Here is a 25,033-nt window from a genome sequence, read left to right as displayed (position 1 = left end):
AACAGTTGGAAGCTATTAGAATTTACGCAGTTGTTAATTACGATGCACGACATAACAATACATTCAACATAAATAAACAGAAAATGAATATTACGAATAAAACAGTGCTCATCACAGGTGGTGGCTCAGGAATCGGTTTTGAAACCGCTAAACTATTAAGTGCTAAAGGAAACAAGATCATCATTATCGGCAGAACCGAAAGCAAGTTAAATGCCGCAGCAGCAGTCTTACCCAATACGACAGCTATACGCTGCGATATTACCAGCGAACAGGACGTAAAAGACCTTGTTGCACGGGTGTCTGAAGAGTTCCCGGAATTAAGCGTTTAAGCGTTCTAATCAACAATGCAGGGCGCGCATTTGCTTATACGCACAATGAAAATGCAGGTGCATTTGAAAAGTCGACCGAAGAGTTTGCAACAAATTATTTCTCACTGATCAGGTTAACGGAAAGTTTCCTTCCGCTTTTAAAAGGACAAGTGGAAGCTGCTATCATTAACGTAACATCCATTGTCGCTTTCGCACCATCAGCGCAATTGCCATCTTACTCTGACAGTAAAGCTGCGGTTCGTTCTTACACGCTATCGCTGAGGCATAGCTTAGCCAAAAGTACATCCATTAAAGTATTTGAGTTAATGCCACCTTTGGTTAACACTGAGTTCTCTAAAGAAATAGGGGGCGAACACGGCATATCACCTGTTGAGGTTGCACAAGGGTTGGTCGATGGCATTATGAACGACAAGTTTGAGATCAAGATCGGCCAGACCGCTGACTTCAGGACGTTTTATCTCACCGCACCTGCAGAGGCATTTGCCATGATGAACCAGGGTTAAAAAACCTTTTGGGGCTGGGGCGTACAAAAAACACGTCCGGACCAAACCTTATTATAAATAAAAGAAGATGAAAAATAACAAAATCATTACCCTGGTAAAAATGACTGTCCAACCAGAGTTCGTGGAGGACGTCCTTGTTCAGGCCCGCCAAACCAGGCAAATCATCCAGACTGAGGAAGGTTGCGAGCGTTTTACACTGACAACCAAAACTAAAGCACCAAACACGCTTTTGCTTTTTGCGATATACAAATCAAAAGAAGCATATGACTGGCATCTGGAACAGGATTATTTAAAAGCCTTTTTCCGTTTTCTGGAAGGGAAATTAACGGGCAAACCTGAAGTTGATTTCCTTGAAGAAATTTAAGGCCAATATCCCTTCACAGCTTAACAAATCGGTTGATGTATTCTCGCAGGTAGCCTACCACCAGAAGTGGGGAAGAACTACTTTCACCGAAATATACAATCATACTACATTTTCATATTCAACTTTGGGAACTTTGGTGTTGAAAGTGTTTTTATTGATAAATCCGTGCAATACCAATTCTTGTAGTTGTTTATCCATAACCCTTCTGTCAGCATTGGGAATCATTCGTTGCAGTTCACTCGGACGTTTGAGGTTTTTGGAAATATAATAAACGAGCATCAGTTTCCATTTGCCAGTTAGAAGTTCTTTGAAAAACTGTAATCCGCAATCAAGTTGGACCGGTGTTTTCTTTTGATACATAACTAATGATTTTCTGTTGTAAAATTACACGTTTTTAAACAGGTCGGCAACTGATAGGATACGCATAAATTTGTGCGTAATTGTCTAATAAAAGGGAGCGCTCTACTTTTGAACAAATTAAAATTATAAATAGACAATGATCAAATTTACGTTCTTAGTACAGAAGCTGCCAAGCTTGAGCCTTGAAGAATTTATAGATTATCACAAAAATCAACATGCTCCTTTATTCTGTTCCATCCCTGAGACAGAACTTTACGTTAGAAAATATGTAGTTAACCACCCCATAGTAGCTGAAGGATTTCCTAAGCCTTTATACGATGCTGTTGTAGAAATCTCGTTTGACTCGTTTGAGGATTTCAATACCTTTTTCAATTCAGAAAATTATTTGACAAAGGTTCATCCCGATGAACCCAATTTTTTTGATACTGCAAACTATATTGCAATGGCAAACAATGAAACGATCATTAAGGCTGGTACATAATTAATAACCATATCAATAACGCATATCTAACCCATTAGTTAGATGTGCGTTATTTAAATGAAGTGAAGATGACAGATAATCTCCAACTGAATTATTTACCCCTTTTAAATTAAAAATATAGAACTGCGTAACAGAATTGGTGCTCCGCCCATGTGCCAGTATGTGGCAACGGATGGTGTCGCCAATGATTGGCACGTTACCCACTACCTCCAAATACCCCCAGTTTGTCCGTAGCACGGCCAACTTTGATATGCATCATTTGTGCCGGCGTTGCGGGTCTCATCTTGATTCCAATATTTAATTTATTATTGCCAGGTAGGATATCAAACTTTCATTAGTGTACTTATGTATTAGAATTTCATCCTTTTGATTCATAAATTAAAATAAATAAAGATTAATTTTGTTTCAGCATAATTAAAATAGTAATCCTAAAAACAATAGATGTTATGCACCATTTTAAATCTCTCAGTGAACTCGCTCTTGCCAATGGAATGGAGCCGCCGGAACATCCTTTAGTTGCGTTAATCCGTATAAAGGAGGATATGGTAGTTAATCATCCGGAATTTACCAGCGATTGCTATATGATAGGCCTTAAAAAGGTAAAGGAAGGCTATATGCTTTACGGAAGAACAAAGCTCGATCATCAGAAAGGATCTATGATTTTCACAAAGCCTCGCCAGATCATAGAGATGAAAAATCTTAAATTTGAAGAAGATGGGTATATACTTTTTTTTCATGAGGATTTTTTGAATGGAAGCACTTTATTTCAGGAGATCAGCAGGTATCACTTTTTTGATTACGAGACCAATGAAGCGTTGCATTTAGCGCCGAGGGAAGAGAAGATTATTTGGAATATATTTCATGGACTTGAAATAGAATATCATAACAATGAAGATGAATTCAGTCGTGACATTATAATAGCTGGCATCAATGCCATGTTGCGGTATGCGGAAAGATTTTACAAACGACAATTTATCAACCGCAAGGAGATGTCTGGTAAAACAGTTACCGAGTTCAATAAAATTTTGAATAAGTACATTGCTGACGGACATTTTGAGCAAGGTATCCCAAATGTTACCTATCTGGCGGGCCAACTGAATATTTCACGCAGGTACCTGACTTCTCTTTTAAAGGTTGAAACAGGTAAAACAGCGCAGGAGCTTGTTCATCTGGCACTGATCAATGAGGCCAAAAACCGGCTCCTTACTTATTCCAAAACAGTTTCAGAAATTGCCTATGCATTGGGTTTTGAAAATATGTCTTATTTCTCAAAACTTTTCAAGAGAGAAACCGGGCACTCACCTTCATCCTATAAAAATAAACATATAAACTAAATTGCCGGGCAATTAGTCAGGGCTTAAACATTAATGCTACAATTGCCTTTAAGAATCTGTATCCATTGATTTTTCGGAAGCCATGAGGTCGATCAGGTTTAGTAGCGGGACAGATGGTAATCTAAGTGTTTTTTTGTGTCAGAATAGGCTCCATTAGTGTTAGTTTCCAAACATTTATTAGATCTAAATTTGTATTGTTAATGAGATCAATGAATTATTGAAGATAGTTACTGGAATTTTCATACTGCAAGTGTTCGATACTTGTAAATAAATAAGATTACAGGACATTAAAATCTTCAGACTTAATTGAATTGATTTTTTTGAATAGAATGAATTAACCCATAACACATTACAATATGAATTTATTTCAGGAAATTTTCGAAAAACAGAAAACCTATTTCAATGCGGATCATACCAAATCACTGGAATGGCGTCTAGATCAACTCAGCCGTATGGAAAGAATGCTCTCAGATAATGAGGTGGTATTAAGAGAAGCTGTCGGAAAGGATTTCAAAACTTCTTTTGCTGAGCAGGTATTTGAAGTGTTAGGACCTTTAGCTGTCATTGATGCAACGAAAAAACAGTTGGAAGGATGGATGCAGCCTGAAGAAGCACATTTACCTACATTTTTATCAGAGAGTGGTCACAAGGGAATCGTATACCGTGAACCTTATGGGGTAACACTTGTCATAGCACCATTTAACGGTCCCTTACTGTTGGCTGTAGATCCTGCAGTTACCGCTCTTGCAGCTGGGAATACTGTCATCCTAAAAGCTTCGAATGCGTTGAAGCATACAGGTGATCTATTACAAAATCTTGTAGCCATTTATTTTGAACCGGAATGTTTTACAGTGGTAAAAGGAGACCGTGAAAGCATCTCGGAGCTGCTGAAGCTGCCAATGGACTTTATCTTTTTTACTGGAAGCACGCAGGTAGGAAAAGTGGTGATGAGAGCAGCTGCAGAAAACCTGACTCCTGTACTGCTTGAACTCGGTGGGCAGAACCCTGTGATCGTGGATGAAACTGCCGATGTTGCCGATGCAGCGAAGAAGGCGGTCTGGGGAGCAACTGCCTGGGGAGGGCAATGGTGCACTTCTCCTGGTTATGCCTACGTTCATGAGTCCAGAGCTGAAGAATTTGTACGGGAAGCCCAAAAAGCATTGACAGATATGTACGGTGAAAATCCGCAGCTTAGCCCGGATTATTCCAGAATCATTGACGTTAGGTCTGTACAGAGACTTGCCGGACTTGTGAAAGGAGAAAATATAATAGCGGGCGGGCAATTCGATGAGGAGGAACGTTACTTTGCCCCGACTATTATTTACCCGGCAACATGGGAGTCCAAAATTATGGAAGATGAAATTTTTGGTCCGATACTTCCTATTCTGACTTATTCAAACACGGATGAGCTTGTAGCAAAGATCAAAAGTTTGCCTAAGGCACTTGCAGGATATATCTTTAGCAGCAATCAGAAGAATATCGATTATCTGATCCATTCGCTTTCATTTGGCGGAGGTGCCGTCAATCAGGTTAACGTCCACTTGTATATAGAGTCAATGCCGTTTGGCGGAGTCGGTGCATCAGGAATCGGAAACTATTATGGTAAAAATGGCTTCCAGTCTCTGACTCATGCCAAATCGATTCTTTATTCTCCCTCCGGACAACTAATTGATCACCTTATCCCTCCGTACACTGTAGAAAAGATACAGGCTTTGGGGCAGTGGGGAATCTATTAAGAAGTGATTATACAATTAAAATGAAAGATATGAAAAATTTACTGATCACAGGTGCCAGTGGCGGTATAGGATTGGAAACCGCGAAACTCCTTGCTGAAAAGGGCTATACTCTAACCCTGGTTGCCAGAAGCGGAGATAAGTTGGAAAAGATTAAAGACAGCTTACCGGGTAACAATCATTCCGTGTTTGTAGCTGATCTTTCCATAGCCAATGATGTCAATAAACTCGCAACCCATATTCAGGATAAAAAGTATGATATTCTAATCAATAACGCAGGATCCGGTCTTTATGGCAAATTTGTTGATCTGCCACTGGATGAGCAGATCAGTGGAATGCATCTTAACATGGATGCTGTCGTGATGTTGTCTTATGCTTTTTTAAAAAATGCAAAAAGAGGAGATGCCCTTGTCAATATTGCTTCGCTCTTGGGTCACTCTTCCTTTCCGGGTGCTTCAGTCTACGCTTCAACGAAGAGTTTTGTGGCCAATTTTTCTGAGTCTCTCTGGTATGAATTCAAGTCTAAGGGTATTTTTGTCTTGGGATTCAATCCTGGTGCCGCAAAATCCGAGTTTCACTCACGGGCAGGAAAACAGACCAATGTCTACCCTGAGTTTATCTTATCATCTACTCAAGATGTTGCCAAAGAGTTGGTTGCAGCATTGGAATCCAGAAAGAAGCCTAGGGCAGTTCAAGGCTGGAAAAATAGGTTTATGCTTTTCGGCTTTAAATTCATCAGCAGGAAAATGGCAGTCAATATAATGGGAAAAATGAGTCCGGGAATGAGCAATTAATAATATTCAATCCTTTATGAACTTGCAACTATTTTTGAGACAAAATTTATATACTCTTTATGCTATATTTTTAGATGGATTAGACACCATTTTTGACTTCATTCTTAGTGGTCAATTTAATCAGGATTAGGTGGTCATTTTATCTGGAATATACATTAATGGAGAGATATGAAATTTACGGCTAAACTCAACATACAGAAGTTAAATATGAAATTGAGCGAGGATATGAAAATTATTCTTTGTAAAACAGAACAAATTCCTAGCATTAATAATTATATACTTAAAAAAAATAAAAACTATTTTTACTAAATGGAAATAGACGCATTTAAAAAATTCATAAAAACATTTATTGTAATTGACGACTTGGACCTGGAGCTTGTACTATCCAGATGCAAAGAAAGACAGATACCGAAGGGGAAAATGATTTTAAAAAAAGGACATATTGCCAGCCAATATTATTTTATTCTTTCAGGTGGTGTCCGTTTTTTTTATGATACCTATACCCAGGAAAATACAACATGGGTTGTTTTTAAAAATGAATTTTTTACAGAAATTTCCAGTCTGAATCCCCAAAAACCCAGTAGATTTAATATTGAAGCTATAGAAGATACAAAAATGATCGTAATTGATAAAAAGGATATGGATCTTTTATATGGGTATATTCCTGTTTGGCAAGAATTTGGAAGAAAGATATGGGAGTCTATGTCTGTTAGAATGATTGATCAAATTTTGAGTTTCCAGACATTATCAGCTGAAGAAAGGTATTTAGAATTTATGAACAATCCGGAATTAATTCAAAAAGTGCCCGTCAAACATCTTGCTACATTTTTAGGAATAACTCCTAATGCCTTGAGCAGGATCAGAAAAAATATCAAGTAGCATTTTTTTCTATCATTTGGTAGTTTTAGCCCTCTTAATCTGCCTTAATTTTGCATCATTACTTTGTTAAAAAATAAAAAATGACTGCAATGAAAATTTCTACGGGTAAAATCATTCTTTCCTGTCTAGGGATATTTACTTCAATATCCCCATATCTGGCTGATTGGAATATAACCCATATCTATAATCCTGCCTGGCCACCACATGCCAAATTTCATAACGCCCAAACAATGGTGTTAGGAACTTTTTTAGGGATTTTAACCTTGTACTGTGTTTGGTTCAGAAACTCGATATCTGCCAAGCAAAAACTTAATGAGGCTACCACATTGGTATCATTATATTGGCTTGCACAGCTACCCGCCATTTTATTTCCAGGCACGCAATTACAAGATCCAGGCATATATCATGTTGAATTCCCAAAAATATTTGGTATCGAATTTAACCAGTTGACAATGGATATTACCGTCTTACTGCCACTTATCCTGCTAGCCTACTATCTTGAATACAAAACATTAAAAACAGCTCCTAATAATTAAAAATGAAAAAATCACTTTTAAGAGTCATCTTGTCCATCATCGTTTTTTTTCTATTAACCTCAAATTTAAATGCTCAAAAAATGAAACAGAACAATTCAAAAACCATCAACGAATATTCGGATGAAGAATTAATCAAAAATTTGTCGGGATTTACAAATCATTTTGAAAAAGTAAATAGTATACAATTACATTATGTGGAAGGAGGAAGCGGTGACGCCTTGATTTGCCTTGCCGGCTGGCCACAAACCTGGTACTCTTTCCACACTGTAGCCCCGGAACTTTCTAAAAAACACCGGGTAATTATCGTTGATTTAAGGGGAATGGGTAGCTCGGATAAGCCTGCTTCCGGTTATGATAAAAAAACAATGGCCAAAGATATTTATGAATTAGTTAAAAAACTTGAACTGAAAAAAGTTTCCATTTTGGGTCACGATATTGGCGGAATGGTAGCTATGAGCTTTGCTTTAAACTACCCAGAAATAACCGAAAAATTAATTGTGATGGATGGTGCACATCCAAGTGAAGGCATGATGAAGATGAGTATGTTTCCGGAAAAAGGCGCCTTTAAGGAAAAAATGGACGGAAACAATCCATATGGATGGTGGTTTGCCTTTAACCAGGTCAAAGAACTGCCGGAACAGTTATTGGAAGGCAGATTTAACCTTCTTCTTGACTGGCTGTTTAATTATGCGATGATCGACAGCACAAAAATGTCAGAAGAGGACAGGGCAGTTTACGCATCGGCATACAATAAGCCCGAGAATATACGTGCAGGTAATGCTTGGTATCAGGCATTTCCCCAGGATATTGACGATTCGAAGACCTATCAGACCCTAACTATGCCGGTGCTTGGCATTGGAAGTTATATCGTTTATAACAGTATTAAAATGACGCTGCCCAATTTTGCTAAAAATTGTCAGATTGTACAAATTCCTAATAGTGGACATTATATGAATGAAGAAAAGCCGGAAGAAGTTCTGAAAATAGTGTCTGACTTTTTATCTAAATAAATATATCCAATGCGTAAAATAATTTTAGTGTCTGGGGCTACCGGTGATCTAGGGAAAAGGATCTGCAGAGAACTTATTAGTAGAAGTGCGGAAGTCAGGGCTATTGTACGGACCTCAACAGATCCTGAAAAGGTAAAGGATCTCAAGAAAATGGGAGTCACTATTTTTGAAATTGATATGAATGACGTCGTTCAGATTGCTGACGCCTGTAACGGTGTGAGCTGTGTAGTGTCATCTCTAGCAGGACTAGGGGACGTAATTATCGATCTGCAAAGCAGAGTGCTAGATGGAGCTATAAGGGCAGGTGTACCGAGATTTATTCCCTCGGATTTCTGCTCCAATTATAATAATGATCTGATACCCGGTGAAAATAGGAATTTTGACCTAAGGAGAAACTTTAAAAAATATCTGGAAAGTACCTCGATAAGGGCATCTTCAATCTACAACGGTTGCTTTGCGGACATTCTAAAGTATAATACCCCAATCTTAAATTTAAAAAATAATAGCATTGGATATTGGGGAGAAAAGATTGACTGGAAATTAGATTTTACTACAATGGATGATACCGCGGCATTTACGGCGGAAGTCGCATTAGACGAAAATGCACCAAGAAATTCAGAAATCGCCAGCTTCCAGGTTAGCCCAAATATGTTAGTAAATATGGTAAAAGAAATTTCCGGTAAAGATTTTAGAATTCATAAAATATCAAGTATGGAGGGTTTTAGTGCCTCCATAAAAAAACAAAGGGTGGAATACCCTGCCGGAGAAAATGAATTGTATGCAAAATGGCAACAGGGGCAATATATGTATTCGATGTTTTCCACTCAGCATGTTAAGTTAGCCAATGAGAGTTATAAGAATTTAAGCTGGACAACAGCTCAGGAATATTTAAAAACTTTTTTTAAATAAATTTTCAGTAAAAATACATCAAAGATTAAAAATAAGTAAAACGGTTGTAGATAAAGGCTTTACAACTGTTTTATGATTTTTTGGTAATGAGGTAAAAAAACAGTAAAGCAATGATTGGCAAAAGTAAGGTTACTAAAACGTCACTTTTAATATCGAAAGAATTTTGTTTTAAAATACCATATTTCAGCTTTCTGCGTAGCTTTTCAGATTGTTCCGTAGCTCACATAAGTTTTAATTTTATCATTAAGAATTGTGAGTATGGAAACGACAAAAAAATTAACATTTAAGGTGCTGTTCTACCTTAAAAAGAACGAACTGAAAAAGAATGGCAATGCACCAATTATGGCACGTATTACCATTGATGGAATCCCTAAAACTTTCGGAACAAAGTTAGAAATTAACCCGAATAATTGGGTAACGCCAGAGTATGACCATTAACCGTAATGATAAATCTACTTCTATTTCTACACAGTTAGACAGTCTAATTCCGGCTTCTAAAATTTCAACGCTTACCCAAGGAATGTTTGTCGGTGCTATATCGGACAATTTCGATGAACGTATCGAACAGAAAATATTTTACGCTGAAATCGTAATAGATAACGAAATGGTTTCAGCCGAAATCAAAGCCTACCAAAAGATACCACAGATTCTATCTTTTGTTGATGAAAATGGAGAAGATGGAATGAAACAACAAATTGAAAACAATTATCGTCAGATAAAATTGGATGTTTTGAATATTGTTGAAAGTGAGATGGCGCGAATTAAGAGTGACCCCAATTTACAACATTTGATGCAGCATAGGTAATTATATCTATGATACTTATGTCAGTTCTAAATATACAAACTGATTATAATTCAAGGTATTTGAAGCAACTAACTCAGATAAAATACCTGTATTTGATAGTGTGAAACGGATCAAATCAACCAAGGATTTTTTTGTCTAAATTTGTAGTATATTATTTTGATAATGCATGTCAAAGAAAAACACACAGGTTTATATTCCTTGGCTCGGTAAAATCAGTGATTTCTTCGATACCTTCAGAATTGGAAAAGCAGAAAACAATTCTTTTACCATTATGCGAATGGAAGACCAAGCAGATGGCAAATTGTTGTTCATGCCCCTCTTTCGTGGAAATTTTTTCCGACTTGTCATTTGCAAAACATCAGGACTTCGGTTCCTGTTGCCCGACGAAACTGTCAATACATCCTCAAACTGTATTTATTTTGCCTATCCGGGTAAAATAGAAAGTTGGCAACGTGTGGAAACCATATACGGTTATCTCATTTGTTTTACGCATGAATTTGCGGGAATAGACCAATTGAAACCAATGTTTGAAAAGGATCTTCCTTTCTTCATGAACAGTGCCAATTCAATTTTGAGATTGTCACAGGAAGATATGGATACCATAGGACAAACGGCCGAAACACTGCTCAGCGAAATGAAATCATCCCATACCGATAATTTTAAAATGATACAGCCTTTGTTAAAGGTATTACTTATTAACATCCGTCGCCTGTACTATAAAGATAAAGAGGCAAAAACAGATTTTCAGCTAAAGCAGGCAGCTCTTATGGTCAGGTTCAGGAAGGTGTTGAATGCTTATTCTATCGATACCCCAAATAAAATAAAAGAACATAAGCCAACCGTAAAAAATATTGCAGATGAACTGCATCTCACACCCAGTCATTTGAACTTCCTTGTTAAAAAATATACAGGGCACACTGCGTTATACCATATCAATGAGAAATTATTGCTGGAAGCAAAAAGCCTTTTGACCCATACGGATTTACAGGTGTCCGAAATAGCTAGTCTTCTGAAATTCAATGAAGCAACTTACTTTCATCAGGGTGGACTTTTTGTTTGTAATTTTCACTTGCAAAGAAGCTGTTAAAATCATTCATTGAGGCAAAATAAATAGCAGTTAAAGCGTCAAAATATAGGTCAAAAAACCAATCTCGAATTACTTTTTCTAATTCCATAAAGGCTAGAAAGGAGCGTATAGCTCTTTAGATTTGTCTTCTGGAGAGATGACCAGCAAGAAAAAGAAAAAGGACAAGTACCTGGAATGAGATCGACCGAGGAAAAGTTGAACAAATTTTTCTGAAAGATTATATACCTCACCAGTTATTTTATAATTTTGCAAATAAATCGTACGATTAATTTTTTTAACAATGAAAAGGAAATGATTTGGAACCAATCCTTAAAAGATAAATACCCAATGGTGACTGATGAAGAATGGCAATTACTAAATAAACTAACAGTCACAAAACAGATAAAAAAAGGTGACCATTTTTTAGAATATGGTAAAATTGCAAGATATGCAGCCTTCACTATCTCGGGAGAATTTGCTTTCACTATCTTAAACGAAGATGGTGATGAGAATATCGTCAGATTTGCTTTTGCTGATGATTTTCTTGCCAATTGTGAAAGCTATTATCAAAAAGCTCCATCAGCAGTACAAATAACAGCATTAGAGGATTCAGTGATTAGAATTATGAACATCAAAAAATTACAGCCTCTCTACAATCTACATATGTGTATTTCTGATATAAATATAAAAATATTCCAAAAAATATCGGAGCAAGCTTTCGAACACCAATATATTCTTTCATTAAAAAGTCCTGTCAAAAGATATAAATTTCTACTTGAGAAAAGGCCGGAGATCATCCGAAGAATTTCAATTAAAAATATTGCAAAGTACTTATATGTGAGCAGGGAAGCAATAAGTAGAGCAAGGTTATTTTTATTAAAGTCTCAACGATTGTGATTATAATCACTTAAATGGCTAATTTCTTCCAATACTTTTATGAAAAAAAAATATGAAGCCAGCGCTTGTCTTATTACATGGTCTATTTGGTAATTTGAGTAATTGGAAATATGTAATTGAATACTTCGGAAATGATTTTGATATTCATACTCCAGAATTGCCTATTTTAGATGAAGATAAAAAAAATGATCTTGATTATCTAGTTGACTCAGTACATACTTATGTAAAGAAACACAATCTTGTGAATCTCATTATTGTAGGAAACTCTCTCGGGGGGCATGTGGGTATTTTGTACACTTACAAATATGCAAATGTTAAGAAATTAGTTTTGACAGGAAGCTCTGGACTTTACGAAAATAATATGCTTGGAACTTTCCCTAGGAGACACGATTATGATTATATCAGGCAAAGGGTAGAATATACATTCTATGATCCGTCAACAGCAACTCCGCAATTAATTCAGGAAGTGTTCAGTATCGTGAGTGATAACAAAAAATGTTTCCAGATTATTAAGACAGCTAGAACCGCACAACGAAACTATACAGTAGAGGAACTGAGAAATATAAAAATTCCGACTCTGCTAATCTGGGGCAAAGAAGATAAAATTACCCCAATAAATGTAGCTGAAGAATTTAAATTGCTTTTGTCCAATTCTTCATTATTCTATATTGATGAATGTGGACATGCGCCAATGATGGAAAAACCATCAGTATTCAATAAAATTTTAGAATCTTTTTTAGAAGTTGATATGCTTTAATTTTTTTTTTGAGTAGCGCACTGAATTAGAGTCAAGATTACGATAATTTTAGCAATTAAGAAGACTACATTGACAAATCCAAATTAAGAACAGCCGTTGAGATTGCCAATGTCAAAGAATTCGTTGAAAGCCTGCCATTAAGCTATAATAGGGAACGAAGGTGTTGGAATATCTGGCGGACAAAAACAAAGGCTTTTCATTGCAAGAGCGGTTTATAAGTCTCCGGAATATATTTTTTTCGATGAGGCGACTTCTGCCTTGGACGCCAATAATGAAAAAGTGATTATGGAAAACCTGGAACGATTCTTCAAAGGGAAGACTTCTGTCGTAATCGCTCACCGTCTTTCAACAGTGAAACATGCGGATAAAATTATTGTTTTGGACAAAGGCAAGGTAGTTGAAGAAGGAAACCATTCACAACTTGTAGCTCTTAAAGGAGAATATTATAGGCTCGTCAAAAATCAATTGGAACTTGGAAACTAGAAAAAAATGATTATACAGTATTGAGCTGCGCTCAGAAAATGTGCAGGATATCCTGACACAACCACTTAAAGATACTGCCTGAATTTTAAATTGACTTCGTCGAATCTTCGATTTCTAAACTGTAATTTTTTCTGATCTTTTTCATACTCTTAAAGTTAAAGAGTATAAGAATTGTGTCCTAACAAAGTTAGCAATTCCAAATGACTTCTGCATTTAAAAATGGCAACAAATTTTCCCGCATGGTCAACATCAAGGTCAATATATTGATATCACTTGGTCAAATATACTCGCTAAAAGGTCGACGATATACTCTCCGGAGTGCATCTCCGTATCCGCTGGCTCGGGAAGAGGCGGATGGTATATAAATTTTTCTGGGAATCCTGTATCTCCCAGGATATTTCTACCATCATCCGTCTGGATCAGATAACCAGATACTGGTAACGGCTGTGAAATGTCCGGGTAAATAAAACGGCCTAACTCAAATAGATATAACTTCGTATTTTGTGTATAAAATATGGCTCAATTTTACCATGGTAGAATTGAGCCTGATTGAGAAAAAGCCCCTGTTGGACCATTGTCATCGATTAACGCCATCGCTACACCTGATTTAGCACCTTCTTCTGGTGTTAACGGCGCCTGATCTGAACCGATGGACGTCTGCACCCAACCTGGATTAACTGCATTGACTTTAATTTTGGTTTCACTAAGTGCATTTGCCAGAAAAACAGTGAACTGGTTCAAGGCTGTTTTTGATGCACTGTAAGCATAAGGTTTTAAAGCGTACAGCCAATGAGTCTCATCCAAATGAACCCCGAAGGAACCCGAAACGCTGCTGATATTAACAATGCGCCCTGCCTCGCTTTTTTTGATTGCGGGCAGTAAAGCTTGGGTCAGTTCCACGGTTCCAAAATAATTAATATCAAAAGTATCACGCAATGTCTTCATTGGAACTGTTTCAGTATTGTTTCCAAACCATGCGCTATCTAAAAATACGGCTGCGTTATTAATCAGAATATCGAGTTTTCCATATTCGGCTATGATGAAGGCTTTGGCATCTTCAATATCTTGCGAATTGCTGATGTCAAGTTTTATAAACGTTACGTCGAGAGATTGTGCGCGAAGAATTTCTTCTGCTTTTTTTCCTTCTGCTTCATTTCTTGCTCCCAAAAGAACTTTGATATTTTGCTCTGCCAATTGTTTTACAGTCTCAAAACCAATACCTTTATTAGCGCCTGTTACTAATGCTATTTTTGTCATTTTTTATTGTTTTATACCTGACAAAAGTAGAACGAAGGAAGCAAAAATGGCTTATAGCAATAACACGAATACTTATGAAAATCAAACCCTCTTAAAATAAACTTTAATCAGTCTTTAACTTTCGATAGTCGGTAGGAGAGACTTTATTCTGTTTCTTAAAGAATGAATTAAAATGAGAAGGTTCTTCAAAACCTAATGAATATGCAATTTCAGCGATGTTCCAATTGGTAAGCTTAAGAAGTATTTTAGCTTCCTGACCAATCCTTGCTGCTATGATTTCGCTGACAGTTCTGCCTTTTGATAACTTTACCTGACGGTTTAGATAATTTGGATGAAGCGACAAATGTTCTGCAAAATCCCCTGCAGTTTTTAATTTTATAATATCCTCCCGGGTGTCGACAGGAAATTGAGATTCCAACAACCTTATAAAAGAACAAGCTATCTCTTCAGTCGTACTGTTTATCTTAATATAAGAATCTGTAGGATTTAATTTTTGGGCATTAAAAATAAGTTCTAATAAATAAGTTCGCTGCAAATTTTTTTTGAATTCATTACCCGTAGTTTTTTCATCAAAAATTTTATTATAAATTTCTATAAACTTTTCTGCCTGCTCTTCGGTAAGAGAATAAATATTCTGTCTACCCGGTTTGTATATTGGTAATTCCAGCAATCGATAACCACTGTTATTTTTTGTGATAAACTCTTCTTTGAAAATACAGCTCACACCAGTATAAGTTCCATCTTGTGCCTTAATGCCAAAGGGAATTTTGGAACTGGTAAATATCAATGAATTACCTGCAAGATTAATGTTTCTATCTTCAAATTCAAGACTATAGTTGCCTTGCAATAAGGTGGCAGTGTAGAATGTCTTCCGGGAGTATCTGAAAGAAAAAAAATCATTATCTTTATCTACTTTACTCAAATCGAGAATGTCAAAATTATCGACTAAATTTAGCGTTAATTCTGATGGGTGATTGGTAATGCTCTCAAATAAAATAGTTTTATCTGATAAATGTTCCATAAGCCTAATTTAAATAGTTACACAATCGACTAGCCAAAAGTCTGCTTTACAATGCAAAATTAATACTTTTTATTTAGTGCTAATTCTTAAATAGGAGATCTTTGATAGATTTATTGATATAAATAAATACTCTAAACATTATCAGAGTATTTATTCAATACAAATAACAAATAATCGTAAATAATCATCTTAGATGTCAACATTACAGAAGATTTCTTTTAAGTCGTGTAAATTTATTGTGCCGTTCAATATTCTTGTTCTTAAAATAATGAATGTTCATAACCAGATCTTCAGAATCGACACCTTTCTCACTGTAGAGTAATTGATATCATTATATCAATGTGAATGCGAGGCAAATGGCATTCACAATATCGTCTGCTGCAATGTCTTTCTATTAAAGGCAAATATTGAATTAGAAAATAATTTTTTTGGAATTAAAGGCAAAGTTTATAAATAGTTGTAATCCTTCCGTGTGGCTTTCAAGGTTTTTTATTGTAGTTCATCGACTGCCCACCATTTAAAAAATGAAAAACTTCTTCAGGGTGAGATTTAAAAAATCTTTTCCTCAAACTAAGATTGGTAATGAGAAGTTGATCTAATTTCTTTAAATGCCACAAATTCATCTTTATAATTTTCATAATCATCATTTCTAATTGGCAGCAAAATTAAAGTAATTGTTGAAATAAGAGAATGTGATTAAAGTTCTTTTTTAACAAATACAATTAGTAAAAGTCCTAACTTTGTATCATAATTTATAAAAAATTTCAAAATTGGAACAGTATCTAATACCAATTTATACTTTGCGGGAGGTGATCGATTGGCAAAAGGTCAATCTGGTTAATAATAATATTTGGGCTTTTGACCTGTCGCCACAGATTCTTACGGAGGAAAACTTAAATTATCCAAGTAAGGTTATCTGTTTTGGATTATTTTTGATTACAAGCGGAGAAGCCGTAATTAATATCGATTTTCAGGAACTTCATCTTTGTAAAAATGATATTCTTAACTTGTTTCCGAATAATATATTAGAATTTAAAAAACTTTCCGAAGACTGTCACATAAAAGCCGTCGTTATCTCAATAGATTACTTCACCGAACTTAATATTGGACTTAATTCCCAATATGCATTTGATATTTTATCCAATAATTTTTCAAAGTTGGTTTCCTTAAGTCCATCGATCTGTAAAGCTATCTCTTACAACATACGATGTATTCAAAGACTAAATAATCCTGATATTACTAATCATTTCAGTATAGAAATGCTGAAAATGTATTTCTCTTTGATCGTATATGATCTTGCAAATTTTATGGAGTATGAGTTAAAAAATAATAATTTCAAGAGTTTTAGAAAAGAAGATATTGCAATAAAGTTTGTAAACCTCGTAGCTCATAATTTTAGAAAGCGTAAAGATGTCCAATACTATGCGGATCTATTATTTATAACACGCACACATCTGACAAGAACAATCAAAGATGTTTTTCAAAAAAAACCTAAAGAGATCATAGAAGATAAGATCATTTCCGAAACGAAAATACTTCTTTTAAAAAATGAGTTAAGTATTACCCAGATCATGGATGACCTTAATTACAATGATCAGGCTGCTTTCACAAAATTTTTCAAAAAAAATACCGGAATTACTCCCCATCAATACAGAAAACGCTAAAAAATAAATCGAAAATTTTGTTGCTTTATATATATTACTTTAATTTCGTTTATCATAATGTTCCTTTTTGACAAAATTTGGAATCTTTATGACATTGTTGTCTAACATTTCTGCCAGTACATTTGTAAGCGAAATATTTAGTAACAATATCTTAATTTTATGAATAATCTAAACAGGAATTTCATTTCGAACGCAATAAAAGTTTGTGGTGTTTTTCTACTATTGTCATGCAAAAACAATGACCAGCAGGCTGTGCAGTTTCCTCCAATGGAGTTGCCGGTATCTAAAGTAGAACAAGGAAACGGCCTGGTTTCGAGAGAATATCCTGCAAGTCTTGAAGGAGTGGCAGATGTTGAAATCCGTCCTCAGGTTTCGGGTTATTTAAAACAAATTTATGTTGACGAAGGTGCATATGTGAGAGCGGGACAGCCTTTGTTCAAAATCGAAGATCGTATATATGCGGAGCAGTATAACACAGCAAAAGCTGCAATTTCTGTTGCAAGAGCGAATCTGGCGAACGCGAAAATCGACTTAGACAGAAGAAAAGAATTGGTTAAGGAAAAAATTGTTGCTAATGTACAGTTTCAACAATCGCAGGCAGCTTATGAAGCGGCAAAAGCAACATTGGAACAAGCAGAAGCAACTGCACAATCAGCCAGGATCAATCTTGAGTTTTCAACGATCAAAGCGCCGGTCAGTGGTTATTTAAGCAGAATAAATTATAGATTAGGGAGTCTTATCGGTCCTACAAGTATAGAACCAATCACCCTGCTATCAGATTCTCATCAGGTCAATGCCTATTTCAGTATGAGTGAAGGAGATTTCTTAAGTTTTCAGGATACACATGTGGGAAGTACGCTTGGTGAAAAAATAAAAAATTCACCGATGGTAGGACTGCAGATTGCCAATGGAAAAATATATGAACAGAAGGGTAAACTGGACGCCGTAGATGGTCAGTTTAATGCAAATACAGGTTCTGTAACTTTTAGGGCAAAATTTGATAATTCTAAAAATCTGTTGAAAGCAGGGAATACAGGAAAAATAATTATTGATCAAAATTATGATAATGTGATCCTTATACCTATTGCATCTACGACAACGATTCAGGATAAGGTCTATGTTTTCACTTTGGATTCACAAAACAAAGCCGTTCAAAAATCTATTGAAGTTAACGGGAAAACCGGATTGAACTATATGGTGACCAATGGCATCAAACCAGGTGAGACCTACGTAGTGTCAGGTTTTGAAAGATTGCAACCGGGAATGCCGGTTGTTCCTAAGGTTGATGGGAAGAAAAAAGATCAAAAAGTAGCACACAATCCTCAAACCAATCCTAATTAGAATCAGGTCGTTTAAATAAATATTTTAAGAAATGTTAAAAACAATTATCAAAAGACCTGTCCTGGCCACAGTAATTTCAATTTTACTGGTGATCTTAGGTCTTGTCGGGATGAAAACCCTGCCAATTACATCATATCCGGAGATTGCGCCTCCAAGTGTTACGGTTACAGCAGTTTATCCCGGTGCGAGTTCAGAAGTAATTGCCCGCTCAGTGGCTCCACCATTGGAAAACGCGATCAATGGTGTGGAAAATATGGATTATATTAGTTCTACTTCCAGTACAGGTAATTTAATGCTGACCGTGGTGTTTAAGTTGGGGACAAACCCTGATCAGGCCGCGGTAAATGTGCAAAATAGAGTTTCGCAGGCTACGAGTCAGTTACCGGCAGAGGTTAACCAGATCGGGGTAACGACACAAAAACGTCAAAATAGTATTCTTTCGATGCTCACTTTATATAGTGAAGATCCTAAAATGGATCAGCTATTTGTTGAAAACTATGGAAAGATCAACATTGTACCTGAGCTGAAGCGTATTAAGGGTGTTGGAGATGCGCAGGTTTTTGGTAATAGGGATTATTCAATGAGAGTATGGTTGGACCCGCAAAAACTTGCAGCTTATAATCTAACTCCGCAAGAGGTATCGCAGTCTATTCAGGCATCAAATATTGAAGCTGCACCAGGGAGATTTGGAGAGAGAAGTAAAGAGGCTTTGGATTATGTTATTCGCTATAAAGGGAAGAATACAGAGCCTTCCCAGTATGAAAATATTCTTATCAAAGCTACGCCGGAAGGAAGTGTTCTAAGATTGAAGGATGTCGCAAAAGTAGAGTTTGGTTCTTATGATTACGGTGTAAGCACTTTGTATGATAAGAAGGAAGGTACAATGATCGCCTTGTTCCAGACAGCCGGCTCCAATGCCAACGAAATTGAAATTGCAGCTCAAAAAAGAATTAAAGAACTTTCTGCATCTTTTCCGCCGGGATTAAAGTATAAAATCGTTTACAGTTCAAAAGAATCTTTGGATATGTCGATCGAGCAGGTGGTTCACACTTTGATAGAAGCATTTATTCTTGTATTTATCGTTGTATTTATTTTCCTTCAGGATTTCCGTTCAACGCTGATTCCGGCTATTGCTGTTCCGGTTTCTATTGTAGGGACATTCTTCTTTATGAGTTTATTTGATTTTTCCATCAACTTACTCACCTTATTTGCTCTGGTCTTAGCCATCGGTATTGTGGTGGATGATGCGATCGTTGTGGTGGAAGCGGTTCACGCTAAGATGGAACATAGAAAGCTTAACGCCAGAGCTGCGACAATGTCTGCGATGAGTGAAATCACAGGTGCTATTTTTTCTATTACACTGGTGATGGCAGCAGTTTTCGTTCCTGTTGCATTTATGGAAGGACCTACGGGTGTTTTCTATCAACAGTTTGCTTTGACATTGGCAATGGCCATTGTGATCTCGGCGATTAACGCATTGACCCTAAGTCCTGCGTTATGTGCAATTCTACTCAAACAGCATGATGGAGAGCATGGGGAAGGGCATGAAAAATTGTCTTTCAAGCAAAGATTCTTTGCAGGGTTCAATGCTTCTTTTGATAAATTGACATTCAGATATGGAAAATCAGTTTTGTTCCTTCTCAAGAAAAAATGGGTTGCTTTTTCCGGACTCGCTGTTGTCATTGCACTATTTGTTTGGATGTTCAGTGTAACACCAACAGGTTTTATTCCTGATGAGGATCAATCATTCTTAATTGCTACCGTAACAATGCCTCCGGGATCAACCCAAAGCAGAACAACAGACGTTGTGACAAGAGGAGAGAAGATCCTTTCCCAAAACCCGGCGATAGATAAAGTTGTTTCGGTGAACGGACTAAATATGCTGAACTTCAGTATCTCATCATCAAGTGCGGTCTTTTTGTTAAAGTTAAAGAACCCTGCAGATCGTGGAGAAGTAAAAGATCTTAATCAAATTATCGGTCAGTTGCAAGGAGCTTTGAGTAGTCAGATCAAAGAAGGTTCATTCTTTGTACTTGGGATGCCGACAGTTCCTGGATTTGGTAACACAAGTGGGATGGAGCTTGTTCTTCAGGATCGTAATGCGGGATCATTAGGTAAATTTAATGAAACAGCGAATAGTTTCATTGGTGCTTTAATGCAAAGACCTGAGGTGGCTATGGCATTTACGACATTTAATGCTTCTTTTCCACAGTATGAGATCGTTGTCGATGAAGTGAAAGCAAAACAATTAGGACTGAATGTATCTGACGTCATGGGCGTAATGCAGGGTTATTACGGAAGCTTGCAGGCTTCGGATTTCAATAGATTTGGCAAGTATTATCGAGTGGTTGTGCAATCTTCTCCAGAGTTCCGTGCAGATCCAGCATCTATTGATGGAATCAATATAAAAAATAGTATGGGGCAAATGGTACCTGTAAAATCTGTAGTATCGCTAAAACAGACTGCCGGTCCTGATGTTGTTGACCACCATAACCTTTTTAACGCCATCAGCATAACAGCAATGCCTGCCCCTGGATATAGTACCGGGCAAGTCATGAAAGCAGTACAGGAAGTAAGTGCGCAAAATTTGCCAAATGGAGTGACCTACGATCTGAAAGGAATGGCACGTGAAGAGCAGTCATCCGGCTCGCAATCTGCCATTATCTTCGGTTTGTGTTTCATATTTGTTTATTTTATCCTTTCCGCACAGTATGAGAGTTATTTAGTGCCATTGTCTGTTTTGTTGGGTATTCCTACAGGACTGTTAGGTGTGTTTGTTGGAATTTCTATGGCCGAGATCTCAAACAACATCTATGTTCAGGTTGCACTTGTCATGCTCATCGGATTGTTGGCCAAAAATGCGATCTTGATCGTTGAGTTTGCCATGCAGAGGCGTAAGGCAGGTAAAAGTCTTACAGCTGCTGCAGTAGAAGGAGCAAAAGCCCGTTTAAGACCTATATTGATGACTTCACTGGCTTTTATTGCAGGACTTCTGCCTCTGCTTTTTGCAACAGGTCCTTCTGCTTTGGGAAATCACTCGATCGGATATGCAGCTGTATTCGGAATGCTATTCGGAACCGTTTTAGGTGTCTTCATTACACCCGTATTATTTGTAGTGTTCAAATATCTTCAGGAGAAAATAAGTGGAAAGTCTCTCGATGAAAGTGTTTGGGATTACGAACCTTCCAAATTAGCAAAACATACGCATTAACAATTTAAACAAAAATCAAAAGATGCCAAGCGGGGTAAACAAATTATTAAGAGATCAAAATTGTTTACTCCGGCATCTATGATAAAAAACTTGATATGAAATCAAAGATAATAACATATAAAGCTCTGACATCTGCAGTTATAATGGCTGGCCTTAGTTCTTGTTCGGTCAGTAAGTATAAGCAGCCCGAAATGAAACTGGAAGACAGTTTCAGAAATACAACACAGATTGAAGTGGTTCAGGACAGCACGGTAACAAGCATCGCAAAGATACCATATCGTGAATTTTTCACGGATCCGACATTGCTGGCTTTGATCGATAGCGGTGTAAAAAACAACAATGACCTGAAGGTAGCGATCAAGCAGATTGAGATTGCAGGTTTGAGCTACAATCAGTCAAAATGGGCAAATGTTCCGATGGTCAATTTAAATATTGGAACAGCTTCCATTAACCGTCCGTCTGATAACAGTATGAACGGGATGATGTTCGGCTCAATGTTAGGACAAAGGTATGTTGAAGACTATAATTCTAATGTATCCATTTCCTGGGAAGCTGATATCTGGGGGAAAATAAAAAGCAAAAAAGAAAGCGCACTTGCCAGTTATCTGCAAACTCAGGAAGCTGCAAAGGCAGTCCAGACACAAATTGTAGCACAAATTGCTCAGGGATATTACAATTTATTGATGCTGGATACACAGCTTGAAATTACTACTCAAAACCTTGAATTGGTCAATAAGACTCTAAAAATGATTACCAAACAACAGGAATTGGGAATTACAACAAGTCTCTCTGTACAACAGCAGGAGAATGCAAGGGACCAGATTCTTGCCAGTGTCCCTGTTATAGAGCAGTCCATTACCATTCAGGAAAACTCATTAAGTATCCTGACAGGAAAAATGCCGGGAGAAATTACCCGAAGTTTGAAACTGACTGATATGAAGACACCTGCTTACGAATCTGTAGGAGTTCCTGCAGAACTGTTAAGCTACCGACCTGATGTGAAAATGAGTGAGCTTACAGTCAGACGTGCATTTGCAAATGTAAAAACGGCTAAAGCCAGTATGTATCCGGTATTAAACATTACTGCTCAGGGAGGTTTAAATGCCTTTAATTTTAAAAACTGGTTTGAAATTCCGGGATCATTATTCGGAACAGCATTGGGATCTTTGACCCAGCCGTTACTTAATGGAAAACAGCTTAAAACACAGTATGAGCAGTCTAAAATTTCAATGGAACAGTCTGAACTGAACTTTAAGCAGACTGTACTTGTTGCGGTGGGTGAGGTATCCAATGTTCTGGCAACGATAGAATCTGCGGACAAACAGGAAGTGATCACTTCAGGTTTGGTTGTAAGATCTGACAGAGCAGTGACTACATCAACTAAGCTGTTTCAGCAGGATATGGCTACCTATTTAGATGTTATTGTCGCTCAGAATAATAAACTTCAGGCAGAATTAAGTTTAGCAAACATCAAAGTTCAAAAATTAAATTCTGTGGTTAATCTTTATAGAGCTTTAGGCGGAGGCTGGAAATAAAAATATAATGAAACGAGATCTCTTCAATAGTTTTTTTCACTTTGGTTACATTACCAAAGATATTGATGCGGCGTGTGATATCTACACAAAAAGGTTTGGTGCCAAATTCAAGATGATTGCTCCAAAAGTAAATTTAAGTAATATTTCTCCGGTTCAGCGTATTGCATTTAGCTGCATTGGCAACACACTGATTAAAATTATCGAACCAGATTTAGCTCAAAACAGTATTTTCAACGAATATGTCGTAGAAAACCCGAGAGTGATCCGATTGCATCATCTTGGATACCTAATGAAAGATTCTCAAAAAACCTTAAAGCAATTAGGATGGTCTTTGGAATATGAAATACCATTAAAAGGAAATTTTGAAAACCTGTGGGAATTTTGCTATGCCGATACGCGGAAAGATTTTGGACATTACACAGAGTTTATCCGATTATTCGAAGCCGGAAAAGATTTTTTAGCAGATATTCCGGGTATCAAAAAGGTTAGACCCTAAGCAAATAGTACTGATGAAGAGATAAAAACAATTAATTCCAGATAAAAAAAACATAAAAAATGAATACTGCAGCACTTGAAAATTTACATGATCATATTTTTTTTGAGATTATTACGGATCTGGCTTTTCTGCCAAGTGAATTAAAAGAAAAATTTAATCAGTCGGTAGACTATGCCAATATAAGGATTTGTGAAATTGATCGAAAGATTGAAGAGTTGGAGCAGAATATTTTTTCTATTTCTGCAGATTATAGAGAAAACTGGTTGACACGATTACAGGAACTCAAAGAAAAAAGAAAGGATCTTCTTGTTAAAACCAGAGCCGAAATTGATAAACAAAAAATCAAGTTTCAGATTTGGGTTGACGGAACAGAAGAAAAAACCGGTCAGTACAAGAAAAAGGATGTGGAAGAACAGATTTTTTATCATACAAAAAGGATAGAAGATCTCAAACAAAAAATAATAAGCTAATTTTTTCATTATATCGTTGGTTTTGAAGAATGGGAAATTTTTCACCAATATTTTTTAATCAGTAAGAGAGAGAATTTAGATATGATTTACTACATTTTAAAGGAGTTTTTATGTTGTTTTGGTGAAAACGATCTATTTTTCTCTCTCTTTTTTAACCCAGGGCAATATGACAGATACAGAGAAAAAAATAAAGGATGCAACCATAGAGCTCTTACTGAAGGAAGGTAGGTTTGGTGTTTCCATGCAGGAAATTGCTGAAAAGTCCAAGATCAGTCGCACGGTAATTCATTATTATTTTAGATCCAAGGAAAGGTTGTTTGCACTGGTGAATCAGGAGATTGTTGAAAAACTGGTGATTCCTCGATATCATAAACTGTTTGATAATGAACATTTAAAAATAAAAATAGAAAATTTTTTGACAGCGTCTGAAAGTAGTCTCACAAATTATCCTTACGTAGATATTTATGTTATGACAGAATTTGCGGAAAACGAATATATTCGGAATTATTTCGATTCAGTAAAACCGTCTCTTGAACTTTTGCTGAATCAAATTACTAGAGCAATCACTGAAAAGAAGATCTGTCATTCCGATCCCATACGTTTTCTGATGGACCTTCTTGCATTATCCAGCTACTCTCATATCTGTCTGAATTTTGTAGAGACCAACAACATCTTGCCTGGTGTAAGAAAAGAAAATCTCTTCATGGAAAGAAACGAAACGATTCTAAAAATTCTTTTGCTTCAATATTTATAAAGTTTGAATTTATCTCAAGAACCAGTTTTGATGAAATATACACA

General features: G+C 36.5%; 25 protein-coding genes and 3 pseudogenes. 24 read left to right on the top strand and 4 right to left on the bottom strand.

Features of this window, described 5'->3' with window-relative positions; all coding sequences use genetic code 11:
- Window positions 1-83: 83 nt before the first annotated feature.
- The 3 genes from ABD745_RS13270 to ABD745_RS13260 all read left to right on the top strand — a co-directional run bounded on the left by ABD745_RS13270 (window position 84) and on the right by ABD745_RS13260 (window position 1,196).
- Window positions 84-329 carry an SDR family NAD(P)-dependent oxidoreductase gene (locus ABD745_RS13270; RefSeq protein ID WP_344830637.1) on the top strand — a complete coding sequence of 82 codons (246 nt, stop codon included), beginning with the start codon at window positions 84-86 and terminating at the stop codon, window positions 327-329.
- Window positions 317-832, top strand: a complete 516-nt coding sequence (locus ABD745_RS13265; protein WP_344832316.1) for an SDR family NAD(P)-dependent oxidoreductase — start codon at window positions 317-319, stop codon at window positions 830-832. Before ABD745_RS13270 ends, ABD745_RS13265 begins: the two co-directional genes overlap by 13 nt.
- Before the next feature lie 67 nt (window positions 833-899).
- Window positions 900-1,196: a putative quinol monooxygenase gene (locus tag ABD745_RS13260; RefSeq protein ID WP_344830635.1), complete on the top strand. Its 297-nt coding sequence runs from the start codon at window positions 900-902 to the stop codon at window positions 1,194-1,196.
- Window positions 1,197-1,295: 99 nt separating this feature from the next.
- On the opposite strand, the gene ABD745_RS21605 is transcribed toward ABD745_RS13260, so the two are convergent.
- The gene (locus ABD745_RS21605; RefSeq protein WP_425549799.1) at window positions 1,296-1,475 is read right to left on the bottom strand and encodes a winged helix-turn-helix transcriptional regulator; all 180 of its coding nucleotides are present in this window, start codon (window positions 1,473-1,475) and stop codon (window positions 1,296-1,298) included.
- A 217-nt stretch (window positions 1,476-1,692) separates the two neighbouring features.
- Between ABD745_RS21605 and ABD745_RS13250 the strand changes: the two genes are divergently transcribed.
- The 11 genes and pseudogenes from ABD745_RS13250 (at window position 1,693) to ABD745_RS13200 (ending at window position 11,124) form a co-directional block, all read left to right on the top strand.
- On the top strand, window positions 1,693-2,037 hold the full coding sequence (locus ABD745_RS13250) for an EthD domain-containing protein (protein WP_344830629.1): 345 nt from the start codon (window positions 1,693-1,695) through the stop codon (window positions 2,035-2,037).
- Window positions 2,038-2,483: 446 nt separating this feature from the next.
- Entirely contained in the window at window positions 2,484-3,371 is an 888-nt protein-coding gene (locus tag ABD745_RS13245; RefSeq protein WP_344830627.1) for a helix-turn-helix domain-containing protein, read from the top strand.
- A gap of 356 nt (window positions 3,372-3,727) precedes the next feature.
- On the top strand, window positions 3,728-5,107 hold the full coding sequence (locus ABD745_RS13240; RefSeq protein WP_344830624.1) for an aldehyde dehydrogenase family protein: 1,380 nt from the start codon (window positions 3,728-3,730) through the stop codon (window positions 5,105-5,107).
- Window positions 5,092-5,898 carry an SDR family NAD(P)-dependent oxidoreductase gene (locus ABD745_RS13235; protein ID WP_344830621.1) on the top strand — a complete coding sequence of 269 codons (807 nt, stop codon included), beginning with the start codon at window positions 5,092-5,094 and terminating at the stop codon, window positions 5,896-5,898. Before ABD745_RS13240 ends, ABD745_RS13235 begins: the two co-directional genes overlap by 16 nt.
- Window positions 5,899-6,207: 309 nt before the next feature.
- A complete protein-coding gene (locus ABD745_RS13230; protein ID WP_344830616.1) occupies window positions 6,208-6,777 on the top strand; it encodes a Crp/Fnr family transcriptional regulator in 570 nt (189 codons plus the stop codon).
- Window positions 6,778-6,857: 80 nt separating this feature from the next.
- Window positions 6,858-7,313 (top strand): DUF6640 family protein, encoded by a 456-nt coding sequence (locus ABD745_RS13225; RefSeq protein WP_344830614.1) that lies wholly within the window; start codon window positions 6,858-6,860, stop codon window positions 7,311-7,313.
- Window positions 7,314-7,315: 2 nt separating this feature from the next.
- Window positions 7,316-8,323, top strand: coding sequence for an alpha/beta fold hydrolase (locus ABD745_RS13220; RefSeq protein ID WP_344830612.1), 1,008 nt, complete (start codon window positions 7,316-7,318; stop codon window positions 8,321-8,323).
- A gap of 9 nt (window positions 8,324-8,332) precedes the next feature.
- Window positions 8,333-9,232: an NmrA family NAD(P)-binding protein gene (locus ABD745_RS13215; protein WP_486303571.1), complete on the top strand. Its 900-nt coding sequence runs from the start codon at window positions 8,333-8,335 to the stop codon at window positions 9,230-9,232.
- Between the two features lie 258 nt (window positions 9,233-9,490).
- A pseudogene (locus tag ABD745_RS21600) lies at window positions 9,491-9,646 on the top strand (Arm DNA-binding domain-containing protein); the annotation flags it as partial.
- 4 nt (window positions 9,647-9,650) lie between these two features.
- Window positions 9,651-10,037 (top strand): annotated as a pseudogene (locus tag ABD745_RS13205) (conjugal transfer protein TraG); the annotation flags it as partial.
- Between the two features lie 166 nt (window positions 10,038-10,203).
- Complete coding sequence (locus ABD745_RS13200; protein WP_344830608.1) at window positions 10,204-11,124, top strand: helix-turn-helix domain-containing protein; 921 nt, start codon at window positions 10,204-10,206, stop codon at window positions 11,122-11,124.
- Here ABD745_RS13200 and ABD745_RS21595 read toward each other — a convergent pair.
- Window positions 11,054-11,212 (bottom strand): EthD domain-containing protein, encoded by a 159-nt coding sequence (locus ABD745_RS21595; RefSeq protein ID WP_425549798.1) that lies wholly within the window; start codon window positions 11,210-11,212, stop codon window positions 11,054-11,056. The two genes, ABD745_RS13200 and ABD745_RS21595, sit on opposite strands and share 71 nt — an antisense overlap.
- A 203-nt stretch (window positions 11,213-11,415) precedes the next feature.
- On the opposite strand from ABD745_RS21595, the gene ABD745_RS13195 reads away from it, so the two are divergent.
- From ABD745_RS13195 to ABD745_RS13185, 3 genes and pseudogenes are all read left to right on the top strand, one after another.
- Complete coding sequence (locus ABD745_RS13195; RefSeq protein ID WP_344830605.1) at window positions 11,416-12,000, top strand: Crp/Fnr family transcriptional regulator; 585 nt, start codon at window positions 11,416-11,418, stop codon at window positions 11,998-12,000.
- A 52-nt stretch (window positions 12,001-12,052) separates the two neighbouring features.
- Window positions 12,053-12,757, top strand: a complete 705-nt coding sequence (locus tag ABD745_RS13190) for an alpha/beta fold hydrolase (RefSeq protein WP_344830601.1) — start codon at window positions 12,053-12,055, stop codon at window positions 12,755-12,757.
- Window positions 12,758-12,816: 59 nt separating this feature from the next.
- Window positions 12,817-13,240 (top strand): annotated as a pseudogene (locus ABD745_RS13185) (ATP-binding cassette domain-containing protein); the annotation flags it as partial.
- Window positions 13,241-13,765: 525 nt separating this feature from the next.
- On the opposite strand, the gene ABD745_RS13180 reads toward ABD745_RS13185, so the two are convergent.
- Window positions 13,766-14,497 carry an SDR family oxidoreductase gene (locus ABD745_RS13180; RefSeq protein WP_344830598.1) on the bottom strand — a complete coding sequence of 244 codons (732 nt, stop codon included), beginning with the start codon at window positions 14,495-14,497 and terminating at the stop codon, window positions 13,766-13,768.
- A gap of 103 nt (window positions 14,498-14,600) precedes the next feature.
- The gene (locus tag ABD745_RS13175; protein WP_344830595.1) at window positions 14,601-15,518 is read right to left on the bottom strand and encodes an AraC family transcriptional regulator; all 918 of its coding nucleotides are present in this window, start codon (window positions 15,516-15,518) and stop codon (window positions 14,601-14,603) included.
- Between the two features lie 770 nt (window positions 15,519-16,288).
- On the opposite strand from ABD745_RS13175, the gene ABD745_RS13170 reads away from it, so the two are divergent.
- The 7 genes from ABD745_RS13170 (at window position 16,289) to ABD745_RS13140 (ending at window position 24,989) form a co-directional block, all read left to right on the top strand.
- Window positions 16,289-17,182, top strand: coding sequence for a helix-turn-helix domain-containing protein (locus ABD745_RS13170; RefSeq protein ID WP_344830591.1), 894 nt, complete (start codon window positions 16,289-16,291; stop codon window positions 17,180-17,182).
- A gap of 159 nt (window positions 17,183-17,341) precedes the next feature.
- Window positions 17,342-18,523, top strand: a complete 1,182-nt coding sequence (locus ABD745_RS13165) for an efflux RND transporter periplasmic adaptor subunit (RefSeq protein ID WP_344830588.1) — start codon at window positions 17,342-17,344, stop codon at window positions 18,521-18,523.
- 31 nt (window positions 18,524-18,554) lie between these two features.
- Window positions 18,555-21,734, top strand: coding sequence for an efflux RND transporter permease subunit (locus ABD745_RS13160; protein WP_344830584.1), 3,180 nt, complete (start codon window positions 18,555-18,557; stop codon window positions 21,732-21,734).
- A 95-nt stretch (window positions 21,735-21,829) separates the two neighbouring features.
- Window positions 21,830-23,269, top strand: coding sequence for a TolC family protein (locus ABD745_RS13155; RefSeq protein WP_344830578.1), 1,440 nt, complete (start codon window positions 21,830-21,832; stop codon window positions 23,267-23,269).
- A 7-nt stretch (window positions 23,270-23,276) separates the two neighbouring features.
- Entirely contained in the window at window positions 23,277-23,765 is a 489-nt protein-coding gene (locus ABD745_RS13150; protein ID WP_344830575.1) for a VOC family protein, read from the top strand.
- Window positions 23,766-23,824: 59 nt separating this feature from the next.
- Window positions 23,825-24,235, top strand: coding sequence for a hypothetical protein (locus tag ABD745_RS13145; RefSeq protein ID WP_344830574.1), 411 nt, complete (start codon window positions 23,825-23,827; stop codon window positions 24,233-24,235).
- A gap of 166 nt (window positions 24,236-24,401) precedes the next feature.
- Entirely contained in the window at window positions 24,402-24,989 is a 588-nt protein-coding gene (locus tag ABD745_RS13140; protein ID WP_344830571.1) for a TetR/AcrR family transcriptional regulator, read from the top strand.
- Window positions 24,990-25,033 lie beyond the last annotated feature (44 nt).

The organism is Chryseobacterium ginsenosidimutans (assembly GCF_039536845.1).
Classification (GTDB): Bacteria; Bacteroidota; Bacteroidia; order Flavobacteriales; family Weeksellaceae; genus Chryseobacterium; species Chryseobacterium ginsenosidimutans_B.
The sequence above is the reverse complement of the archived record's forward strand: the minus strand, read 5'-3'. Positions and strand labels throughout refer to the sequence as shown.

What these genes read in the sequence shown, in the direction of transcription:
- ABD745_RS13270 (WP_344830637.1), top strand. Translation starts at nt 84, where the DNA reads ATGAATATTACGAATAAAACAGTGCTCATCACAGGTGGTGGCTCAGGA.
- ABD745_RS13260 (WP_344830635.1), top strand. Translation starts at nt 900, where the DNA reads ATGAAAAATAACAAAATCATTACCCTGGTAAAAATGACTGTCCAACCA.
- ABD745_RS21605 (WP_425549799.1), bottom strand. Translation starts at nt 1,475, where the DNA reads ATGCTCGTTTATTATATTTCCAAAAACCTCAAACGTCCGAGTGAACTG.
- ABD745_RS13250 (WP_344830629.1), top strand. Translation starts at nt 1,693, where the DNA reads ATGATCAAATTTACGTTCTTAGTACAGAAGCTGCCAAGCTTGAGCCTT.
- ABD745_RS13245 (WP_344830627.1), top strand. Translation starts at nt 2,484, where the DNA reads ATGCACCATTTTAAATCTCTCAGTGAACTCGCTCTTGCCAATGGAATG.
- ABD745_RS13240 (WP_344830624.1), top strand. Translation starts at nt 3,728, where the DNA reads ATGAATTTATTTCAGGAAATTTTCGAAAAACAGAAAACCTATTTCAAT.
- ABD745_RS13230 (WP_344830616.1), top strand. Translation starts at nt 6,208, where the DNA reads ATGGAAATAGACGCATTTAAAAAATTCATAAAAACATTTATTGTAATT.
- ABD745_RS13225 (WP_344830614.1), top strand. Translation starts at nt 6,858, where the DNA reads ATGACTGCAATGAAAATTTCTACGGGTAAAATCATTCTTTCCTGTCTA.
- ABD745_RS13220 (WP_344830612.1), top strand. Translation starts at nt 7,316, where the DNA reads ATGAAAAAATCACTTTTAAGAGTCATCTTGTCCATCATCGTTTTTTTT.
- ABD745_RS13215 (WP_486303571.1), top strand. Translation starts at nt 8,333, where the DNA reads ATGCGTAAAATAATTTTAGTGTCTGGGGCTACCGGTGATCTAGGGAAA.
- ABD745_RS13200 (WP_344830608.1), top strand. Translation starts at nt 10,204, where the DNA reads ATGTCAAAGAAAAACACACAGGTTTATATTCCTTGGCTCGGTAAAATC.
- ABD745_RS21595 (WP_425549798.1), bottom strand. Translation starts at nt 11,212, where the DNA reads ATGGAATTAGAAAAAGTAATTCGAGATTGGTTTTTTGACCTATATTTT.
- ABD745_RS13195 (WP_344830605.1), top strand. Translation starts at nt 11,416, where the DNA reads ATGATTTGGAACCAATCCTTAAAAGATAAATACCCAATGGTGACTGAT.
- ABD745_RS13190 (WP_344830601.1), top strand. Translation starts at nt 12,053, where the DNA reads ATGAAGCCAGCGCTTGTCTTATTACATGGTCTATTTGGTAATTTGAGT.
- ABD745_RS13180 (WP_344830598.1), bottom strand. Translation starts at nt 14,497, where the DNA reads ATGACAAAAATAGCATTAGTAACAGGCGCTAATAAAGGTATTGGTTTT.
- ABD745_RS13175 (WP_344830595.1), bottom strand. Translation starts at nt 15,518, where the DNA reads ATGGAACATTTATCAGATAAAACTATTTTATTTGAGAGCATTACCAAT.
- ABD745_RS13165 (WP_344830588.1), top strand. Translation starts at nt 17,342, where the DNA reads ATGAATAATCTAAACAGGAATTTCATTTCGAACGCAATAAAAGTTTGT.
- ABD745_RS13160 (WP_344830584.1), top strand. Translation starts at nt 18,555, where the DNA reads ATGTTAAAAACAATTATCAAAAGACCTGTCCTGGCCACAGTAATTTCA.
- ABD745_RS13155 (WP_344830578.1), top strand. Translation starts at nt 21,830, where the DNA reads ATGAAATCAAAGATAATAACATATAAAGCTCTGACATCTGCAGTTATA.
- ABD745_RS13150 (WP_344830575.1), top strand. Translation starts at nt 23,277, where the DNA reads ATGAAACGAGATCTCTTCAATAGTTTTTTTCACTTTGGTTACATTACC.
- ABD745_RS13145 (WP_344830574.1), top strand. Translation starts at nt 23,825, where the DNA reads ATGAATACTGCAGCACTTGAAAATTTACATGATCATATTTTTTTTGAG.
- ABD745_RS13140 (WP_344830571.1), top strand. Translation starts at nt 24,402, where the DNA reads ATGACAGATACAGAGAAAAAAATAAAGGATGCAACCATAGAGCTCTTA.